The following is a 7733-nucleotide window of genomic DNA, read 5'->3' as shown; positions in this document are numbered from 1 at the left end:
TGTCCGAAGAATTCGGACAGGGGCAAAGCCGCTTCTGGTTATCGGGGGATTATCTGCCCAGAGATAGCACCGTTACCCCGGCTGCCCGCAATGCCTCGCGTATCGTTGGCAGATTCTCCGGCGAGACTGCTGCGGTCAGCGGAGAAATGATGGTCGTGGTGAACCCCGCATCAGCTGCATCGAAGGCGGTGGCCTTCACGCAATGATCCGCGGCGAGCCCCACGACATCCACGGAGGTAATGCCCTTGGCCTTGAGCCAGGGGCCTAGCAGTTCTCCGCTTTCATCCGCCTTGTCAGCCAAGGGATCCAGCACCCTGGCTTCGAAGCCCGAGTAGGCTGCGGCGAAGCGCCCCTTGGCGAAGTGCGCATCCAATGGCACCTCGGCAAGCTGCGGATGCAGCGCGGCGCCGGGTGTTCCGGCGACACAGTGCACCGGCCAGGAATCGATGAAGTCCGGGGTATCCGAGAAATGATCGCCTGGCTCGATGTGCCAGTCCTGGGTGGTGACGATTGCCGAGTAGGATTCGCGGCGTTCGGCAATGTCTGCGGCAATGGCCGTGGCGACTGCGTTGCCGCCGGTCACGGCCAGGGCGCCGCCTTCGCAGAAGTCGGGTTGGACATCAATGATCAACAGGGCTCTGCTCATCGCTGCCTCCTTGGCTAGGGGAGTGTAGACCTTGGAAAACTGCGGACCGCAGGATCCTTGAATCTGGATCCTACGTTCCGCAGCTGAGTTTTTCGTGTGTTTGCCTAGTCCTGGATCATGACGGTCGGGATGACCGGTTCGCCACGCTGCATCTTGCGTGCCACGCCTGGAAGTTCCTGGACCGAGGCGAAGTGGCGCTCGGTGGCGAGCTTGACGCCAGCTGCCCCGACGTACGCCTGATCGATCTCGCCATTGCGCACCAACGGGACAATCAGATCCCGCTCGGGGCCGCCGGTGGTGTACTCGGAGGTGGAGACGACTTCAGCAACAGCGCGGTTGCGGTCATTGAGCTGGCGCACCGTATACTTGCGCCCGCCCACGCTGGCCTTGTTCGCCGCGGCCTTGGCTACCGGAATCCATTGGCCCGAATCGTCTTGGCGGGCAACCAGCTTGTAAACCATCGACGCGGTTGGATGGCCGGAGCCGGTGACCAATGCCGTGCCGACGCCGTAAGCGTCAACCGGGGCGCTGGCCAAGGCCGCGATCGCGTACTCGTCGAGGTCCGAGGTCACGGTGATCTTGGTGTTCCAGTTGCCCAGGTCATCAAGCAGCTCGCGAACCCAGCCCGCCTGCTGGACAAGGTCCCCCGAGTCAAGCCGGACGCCTCCCAGTTCAGGGCCGGCGACCTCAACCGCGGTGCGTACGCCGTTCTCCACGTCGTAGGTATCCACCAGCAAGATGGTGTCCTTGCCCAGCGAGGCAACCTGCGCTTCGAAGGCGGCGCGCTCGGTGTCGTGCAGCAGGGTGAAAGAGTGGGCCGAGGTGCCAACGGTCTTCAGGCCATAGCGGGCACCGGCTTCCAAATTGGATGTCGAAGTGAACCCGGCAATCATGGCCGCCCGCGCGGCGGCCACCGCTGATTCCTCATGGGTGCGGCGCGAGCCCATCTCGATGCATGGGCGCTCGCCGGCCGAGGCGATCATGCGCGATGCAGCCGAAGCGATGGCTGAATCATGGTTCATGACCGAGAGCAGGAAAGTCTCAATTACGCAGGCTTCAGCGAAAGTCGACTCCACGGTCAGCAGTGGCGAATTCGGGAAGTACAACTCGCCCTCGGCGTAGCCGGAGATGCTTCCGGTGAAACGGAAGTTCTCCAGGTACTTGATGGTTTCCGCGTTGACTACCTTGTTGTCGCTGAGGAAACGCAGCTGTTCGTCATCGAAGCGGAAGTTTGCCAACCCTTCTAGCATGCGACCAGTACCTGCGACCACGCCGTAGCGCCGGCCCTCGGGCAAGCGGCGAGCGAATGCCTCGAAGACAGACGGGCGGTGAGCTGCACCGGATCCCAGCGCTGCTTGGAGCATGGTCAGCTCATAGTGGTCGGTGAAGAGACTGGTGCGCATGTGACGCTCCTGATGATCGGAAAAGGCCTTAGATGATGCTGCTCGGGAAAGCAGACCGGTTTTACTGTATAACGGCTCACGCTCAAGGTGATATTTGCCGTGTTCGGTGTTGCGTTCAGCTTCCACGCGTAAAATGGAAGCCATGACCGCAATGCCCGATGTACTTTCCGAATTTGAAACCCTGGTATCCCAAGACAAGCCATGGCGCTTGGTCGTGTGGAATGATCCAGTGAACTTGATGAGCTACGTATCCTACGTGTTCCGTTCCTACTTTGGTTTCAGCGCGGAAAAAGCAGAGAAGCTAATGCTGCAGGTGCACCATGACGGCTTCTGCACGGTGCGTAGCGGCAGCCGCGAAGCCATCGAATCCGATGTGCAGGCAATGCACGGGTTCGGCCTGAACGCAACCATGACCCAGGGAGCCTGAACGTGGCGAAGGCCTTCAAGAACGGTTCCAAGGGCATTACCGGAACACTGCACTCCGCAGAACGAAAACTGATCCGCGAACTCTTCGGCGATGTCATTGAAATGCTCGACGAGCGTGCCCAACTGCACCAGCTGCCCGAAGACATTGATCCGCTCTACGCCCTGACCGGCATGCGGCCCGAGTCCATGGACCTGCCACCGGTCTCCGATCCGGCGCTGGCCAAGCTGCTGCCAGATGCCAGCGACGACGCAGTGGCAGCTGCCGAGCATCGCCGGCTGACCGAAGCGGACCTGATCGCGCAAAAGGTTGGCCGCCTGCGCGAGGCCCAGATGCTGCTGGAAACCGACAAGCTGGTCCTGGACAAGGAAACTGCGACTCGTTTTGCCCAAGCGCTGAACGACGTGCGCCTGGTGCTCGCCGAGCGCCTGGAAATCCGCAGCGAAGAGGATTCGGCTCGTGTCGCGGAGGTGCTCGATGCTTCCGAGGTGAACACCCCGGAAGAATACATGTCTTTGGTGTACAACCTGATTTCGTGGGTACTCGATACCCTGATGGGTGCACTGATGGATGCGGAGTTCTAATCCATGAATTCCTACTTTGCGACCGGGCAGATCTCTGCCCCGGAGGCCAATACCCCTATTGGCATTTTCGACTCGGGTGTTGGCGGGCTGACCGTAGCCCGCGCGATCATTGACCAGCTGCCGGGTGAATCGCTGATCTACGTGGGGGATACCGCCAACTCTCCCTATGGCCCGTTGCCAATTGCCCAGGTGCGTGCCAATGCCCTCGGGGTGATGGACGAACTGGTCGACGGCGGCGTGAAGCTGCTGGTGATTGCGTGCAATTCGGCCTCTGCCGCGGTGCTGCGCGATGCTCGTGAACGCTACACCGCGCGCTATGGCATCCCGGTCGTCGAAGTCATCCAGCCGGCGGTGCGCCGTGCGGTGGCCGGCACGAAGAATGGCAAGATCGGCATCATCGGCACTCAGGCGACGGTGGGTTCACGCGCCTACGAAGATGCTTTTGCGGCCGCGCCGAACCTGCAGGTATCCACAGTGGCCTGCCCTCGCTTCGTGGAGTTCGTGGAGTCCGGCATTACCGCCGGTGCCGAACTATTGGAAATCGCGCAGGAATACCTGGCGCCGTTGCAGGCTGCCGACGTGGACACCCTGGTTCTGGGATGCACGCACTACCCTTTGCTGACCGGCGTGATCTCCTATGTAATGGGGGATTCGGTCACCTTGGTATCGAGTGCCGAAGAAACGGCAAAAGACGTTTTCAGGGCGTTGACCCGCCATTCCCTGGTGCGCAACGACGGCGTCGCGGCGCGTCATGAGTTCCTAGCCACAGGCAACGCTGATAGTTTTGGTGTACTGGCTCGCCGATTCCTCGGACCCGAGGTTCTGCAGGTGCGCCACGTGGACCATGTAGCCGCCCACTATCCGACCGGAGCTATTTCGCGGATTACCCCGCAGATGATTGCCGCGTCGAAAGCGAGTAACGAATGAAGCTGACCATCATTGGATGCACCGGGTCATTCCCAGGGCCGGGATCGCCCGCTTCCTGCTACCTGGTGTCGGCCTTTGATGGCACGCGCGACTGGAAGATCCTGCTGGATCTCGGCTCCGGCGCTTTGGGCGTGCTCCAGCGTTACACCGATTTAAAAGACATTGATGGGATCATGATTTCCCATCTGCATCCGGATCACTGCATGGACCTGTGCGGTTTGCATGTGGCGATTCGCTGGGACCCGACTGGCTGGGGCCGGGACCGGATGCTCGTGCATGGTCCGGAAGATACCGCCGAGCGCATTGAAACGGCCTACTCCCTGCCCGATGGCGACACCATGGCCAAGGACTACGACTTCCAGGTCTGGAATTCCTTGCAGCCGGTGAACATCGGTCCATTCACCATCACTCCGTACCCGGTACGCCACCCGATCAAGGAAGCCTATGCGCTGCGCGTGGAAGCGCATGAGCCGGGCCCCGACGGCGAGCTGCTGACCAGCGTGCTGACCTATTCGGGGGATACAGACAGCTGCGATGGCCTGGTGGAGGCCGCCCGCGGCGCGGACATGTTCCTGTGCGAAGCGGCCTTTGAAGAAGGCCGCGATGACCATATCGACGGTGTGCACCTGACCGGAAAGCGTGCTGGCGAAATGGCCACCGCCGCCGGTGCCGAGCGCATGCTGCTCACCCACATTCCGGTGTGGACCGACATCAACAAGGTGGTTGAAGAAGCCAAGGAGACCTACAACGGCGGGATCGCTGTTGCCGTATCCGGGGTGACCTATGGCGTGTACTCCGGCAGCCTGAAGGAAGAAAAGGACACGACCCTGTTCAAGGGGGATCGTGGTACCGACTACCTGAAGACCCGTACCGGCACCATGCCGACCATCAAGTACGAGAAGACCCGCAAGTTCCCGTTGCTCAAACGCAAGAAGTAGGCACGAGGAACGCGGAGAAAGCACCGGCGGACAGGATGGGACATCCTCTCCGCCGGTGCTTTTCGCTTTCTGGGAGCCGATCAGCGGGTGCCGTGCTTGGCCCCCCATGGCTTGTCGTATTTGCTGGCCAGACGGGTCAGGGCCAGTGCAGCGACCAGCAGGCCCACATCGCGCAGGGCGACGTCGAGGAAGACGCCCATCGAGACCAGGTTAATGATGATGCCCAGCAGCCACAGGGACAGCACATAGCTCGCGTAGCGTGGCTTGATGATCATCGAGGCAGCGGCAATCAGTTCCACCACGCCAACGAAATGCATGGCGGTTTGTGCGGAGAACGGCAAGATGGCAATGATCCACGGGGCCAGGTATTCCGGCCAGTAGGTCATCACGTTCGCGAACTTGTCCAACCCCATCAGCAGGGGCAGGACGACAAATCCAATGCGCAGGATCCAGAATGCGCTCAACGACGGGTCGGTGTTGACCCGTGCAGCTGTTGTTGCCCGTATGTGCGAGACCGGATGCTTCTCGCTCCATGAGGCGCTCATGGCGATCACCCTCCAAAAATTTGAACGTATACCCAGAATTCGCCTCCTGGGTCTATTTGTCAAGATCCATTGTTGATAGAATTCAGGCATGTCGAGAAAACTGAACTTGCAACAAGATGCGGTCCTTAAATCGCTCAACGATCCGGTTCGGCGGCGACTGTTTGAATTCATTTCGCAAAGCACGCAACCGGTAGGACGCGACGCAGCATCCAAGGCCGCAGGAATCAGCCGAACCCTGGCCGCTTACCATCTGGACCGGCTGGCAACCGCTGGATTGCTGGCAGTGACTTTCGCGCGACCAGAGGGCAAAAACGGACCGGGGGCCGGGCGGACCGCCAAGCTCTACACACCCGCCCAAGCCGAAGTTTCCGTGAGCCTGCCAGCGCGCAATTACCGCCTCCTGGGCAGCCTGCTGGCCCACGCGGCCAGTGTCGACACTTCGGGTGTCGTGCTCCAGGCGCTGCACCAGGCGGCACGAGGCGAGGGGCAGATGCTGGGGCAGGGCAGTGGCGGACTCGTGCCGCTGCTGGACGAACTGGGCTATGAGCCTGAGGTAGATGAGCATGGCGAAATCTCCATGGGAAACTGCCCCTTCCATCTGGTCGCCCAGCACCAGACCGAACTGGTCTGCTCCATGAACTATGAACTGGTTTCAGGCGCCGTGGAAGGTTGCCAGATGGATTGCAGCAGGGTCGAGCTGAGCCCGCGACCTGGGCGGTGCTGTGTCGTGGTGCATCCGCAGTAGCGGCCAAGAATGCCCCAAGAGGTGCATTTCACCGTAACTCGCGGGTTCACCCGTGCAGAACGCGGGGTGCGCGTGGTTAGGATGGAACCATGACTTTACGCGCTGACGGCCGAGGAGCCGCGCAACTTCGAGACATTACCATCACCCGCGGCTGGTCCGCTCAGGCCGAAGGCTCGGCGCTGATCGAATTCGGCAACACCCGAGTGCTGTGCACCGCTTCCTTCACCGAGGGCGTGCCACGCTGGCTCAAGGGCGAAGGCACCGGCTGGGTCACCGCAGAATACGCGATGCTCCCACGTGCTACCAACACCCGCAACTCGCGCGAATCGGTCAAGGGCAAGCTCTCGGGCCGCACCCATGAGATCTCCCGCCTGATCGGCCGTTCGCTGCGTGCCGTAGTGGACACCAAGGCCCTGGGCGAAAACACCATCGTGCTGGACTGCGACGTCCTGCAAGCCGACGGCGGCACCCGTACTGCAGCTATTACCGGTGCCTACGTGGCCCTGGCAGAAGCAATTTCCTGGGCTCGTTCGCAGGGCATCGTGAAGGCCAACGCCAAGGTGCTGACCGACTCGGTCGCCGCGATCTCGGTTGGCATCATCGATGGCACCCCGATGCTGGACCTGCCATACGAGGAAGATGTTCGCGCGGAGACCGACATGAATGTCGTGGTCACCGGTTCCGGCGACTTCGTCGAGGTCCAGGGCACCGCCGAGGGAGTCCCCTTCAAGCGCGAGGAGCTGGATGCCCTGCTGGACCTGGCCCTTGGCGGTACCAACGAGCTGGCCGAAATCCAGCGCGAAACCCTGAACAACACCAAATGAGCAAGCCGGTACTGGTGCTTGCCTCGCGCAACCAGGGCAAGCTGCGCGAATTGCGCGAATTGCTGCGCGGAAAGGTGCCGGGCCTGGACGTCGACACGCAGGTCATCGACGCCGCCACCGCAGGGGCTGCCGACCCGGTTGAAGACCAGGTCACCTTCCAGGGCAACGCGCTGAAAAAGGCCCGCGAAATCTCGGCATCCACCGGCCTGGTGGCCCTGGCCGATGATTCCGGCCTGAGCGTGGATGTGCTCGGGGGAGCGCCGGGCATCTTCTCGGCCCGCTGGTCCGGAGTGCACGGCAACGACGAAGCGAATATCGATCTGCTGCTCGGGCAGCTCGGCGATATCGCGGCCGAGCATCGCGGCGCGCAGTTCGTCTGCGCCGCAGCACTGGCTACCCCAGAGGGCGCTGAGCACGTGGAACTGGGCAAGGTCGAGGGCGTGCTGCGCACCGAGCGTGCCGGCGAGCATGGCTTTGGCTATGATCCGATCTTCGAACCGGCCGGTGCCGGCAAGTCCATGGCCCAGCACACTCCTCAGGAAAAGAACGCGATCTCGCACCGCGCTCGCGCCTTCGCCGCTTTGCTGCCTAGCATCATTGACGAGGTAACCAAGGCCTTGTCCAAGTAGCCGCTAAAAACCCTGGATAGAACAAGAACGCCAGCAAATCCCGAAACGGATTGGCTGGCGTTCCTGTT

9 protein-coding genes and 1 pseudogene are annotated in these 7733 nt (G+C 61.6%); 7 read left to right on the top strand and 3 right to left on the bottom strand.

The window, feature by feature from the left end; all coding sequences use genetic code 11:
- Nucleotides 1-49 precede the first annotated feature (49 nt).
- Both ACRDT3_RS10330 and ACRDT3_RS10325 read right to left on the bottom strand, forming a co-directional pair.
- Nucleotides 50-646, bottom strand: a complete 597-nt coding sequence (locus ACRDT3_RS10330) for an isochorismatase family protein (protein WP_431492903.1) — start codon at nucleotides 644-646, stop codon at nucleotides 50-52.
- Nucleotides 647-750: 104 nt separating this feature from the next.
- Nucleotides 751-2049, bottom strand: a complete 1299-nt coding sequence (locus tag ACRDT3_RS10325) for a nicotinate phosphoribosyltransferase (protein WP_431492902.1) — start codon at nucleotides 2047-2049, stop codon at nucleotides 751-753.
- A 142-nt stretch (nucleotides 2050-2191) separates the two neighbouring features.
- Here ACRDT3_RS10325 and clpS point away from each other — a divergent pair, with 142 nt between their 5' ends.
- The 4 genes and pseudogenes from clpS to ACRDT3_RS10305 all read left to right on the top strand — a co-directional run.
- Complete coding sequence (clpS, locus tag ACRDT3_RS10320; RefSeq protein ID WP_105658428.1) at nucleotides 2192-2476, top strand: ATP-dependent Clp protease adapter ClpS; 285 nt, start codon at nucleotides 2192-2194, stop codon at nucleotides 2474-2476.
- A 2-nt stretch (nucleotides 2477-2478) separates the two neighbouring features.
- Nucleotides 2479-3057: a DUF2017 domain-containing protein gene (locus ACRDT3_RS10315; RefSeq protein WP_431492901.1), complete on the top strand. Its 579-nt coding sequence runs from the start codon at nucleotides 2479-2481 to the stop codon at nucleotides 3055-3057.
- Between the two features lie 3 nt (nucleotides 3058-3060).
- A complete protein-coding gene (gene murI / locus ACRDT3_RS10310; protein ID WP_431492900.1) occupies nucleotides 3061-3984 on the top strand; it encodes a glutamate racemase in 924 nt (307 codons plus the stop codon).
- A pseudogene (locus tag ACRDT3_RS10305) lies at nucleotides 3981-4775 on the top strand (MBL fold metallo-hydrolase); the annotation flags it as partial. The gene murI and the pseudogene ACRDT3_RS10305, both read left to right, overlap by 4 nt.
- A gap of 227 nt (nucleotides 4776-5002) precedes the next feature.
- Here the strand turns inward: ACRDT3_RS10305 and ACRDT3_RS10300 are convergent.
- Nucleotides 5003-5467 (bottom strand): hypothetical protein, encoded by a 465-nt coding sequence (locus tag ACRDT3_RS10300; protein WP_431492899.1) that lies wholly within the window; start codon nucleotides 5465-5467, stop codon nucleotides 5003-5005.
- Between the two features lie 88 nt (nucleotides 5468-5555).
- Between ACRDT3_RS10300 and ACRDT3_RS10295 the strand changes: the two genes are divergently transcribed.
- From ACRDT3_RS10295 to rdgB, 3 genes are all read left to right on the top strand, one after another.
- A complete protein-coding gene (locus ACRDT3_RS10295; protein ID WP_431492898.1) occupies nucleotides 5556-6212 on the top strand; it encodes a helix-turn-helix transcriptional regulator in 657 nt (218 codons plus the stop codon).
- A gap of 89 nt (nucleotides 6213-6301) precedes the next feature.
- Nucleotides 6302-7036: a ribonuclease PH gene (gene rph / locus ACRDT3_RS10290; RefSeq protein ID WP_431492897.1), complete on the top strand. Its 735-nt coding sequence runs from the start codon at nucleotides 6302-6304 to the stop codon at nucleotides 7034-7036.
- Nucleotides 7033-7665: an RdgB/HAM1 family non-canonical purine NTP pyrophosphatase gene (gene rdgB / locus ACRDT3_RS10285; protein ID WP_431492896.1), complete on the top strand. Its 633-nt coding sequence runs from the start codon at nucleotides 7033-7035 to the stop codon at nucleotides 7663-7665. The genes rph and rdgB overlap by 4 nt, the downstream gene beginning before the upstream one ends.
- Nucleotides 7666-7733 lie beyond the last annotated feature (68 nt).

Origin of the sequence: Glutamicibacter sp. (assembly GCF_050701915.1) — a bacterium.
In the GTDB taxonomy this organism is placed as follows: Bacteria; Actinomycetota; Actinomycetes; order Actinomycetales; family Micrococcaceae; genus Glutamicibacter.
The sequence above is the reverse complement of the archived record's forward strand: the minus strand, read 5'-3'. Positions and strand labels throughout refer to the sequence as shown.

Bases quoted from the DNA above. Each gene is read 5' to 3' on its own strand.
- ACRDT3_RS10330 (WP_431492903.1), bottom strand. From the start codon at position 646: ATGAGCAGAGCCCTGTTGATCATTGATGTCCAACCCGACTTCTGCGAA.
- ACRDT3_RS10325 (WP_431492902.1), bottom strand. From the start codon at position 2,049: ATGCGCACCAGTCTCTTCACCGACCACTATGAGCTGACCATGCTCCAA.
- clpS (WP_105658428.1), top strand. From the start codon at position 2,192: ATGACCGCAATGCCCGATGTACTTTCCGAATTTGAAACCCTGGTATCC.
- murI (WP_431492900.1), top strand. From the start codon at position 3,061: ATGAATTCCTACTTTGCGACCGGGCAGATCTCTGCCCCGGAGGCCAAT.
- ACRDT3_RS10300 (WP_431492899.1), bottom strand. From the start codon at position 5,467: ATGAGCGCCTCATGGAGCGAGAAGCATCCGGTCTCGCACATACGGGCA.
- ACRDT3_RS10295 (WP_431492898.1), top strand. From the start codon at position 5,556: ATGTCGAGAAAACTGAACTTGCAACAAGATGCGGTCCTTAAATCGCTC.
- rph (WP_431492897.1), top strand. From the start codon at position 6,302: ATGACTTTACGCGCTGACGGCCGAGGAGCCGCGCAACTTCGAGACATT.
- rdgB (WP_431492896.1), top strand. From the start codon at position 7,033: ATGAGCAAGCCGGTACTGGTGCTTGCCTCGCGCAACCAGGGCAAGCTG.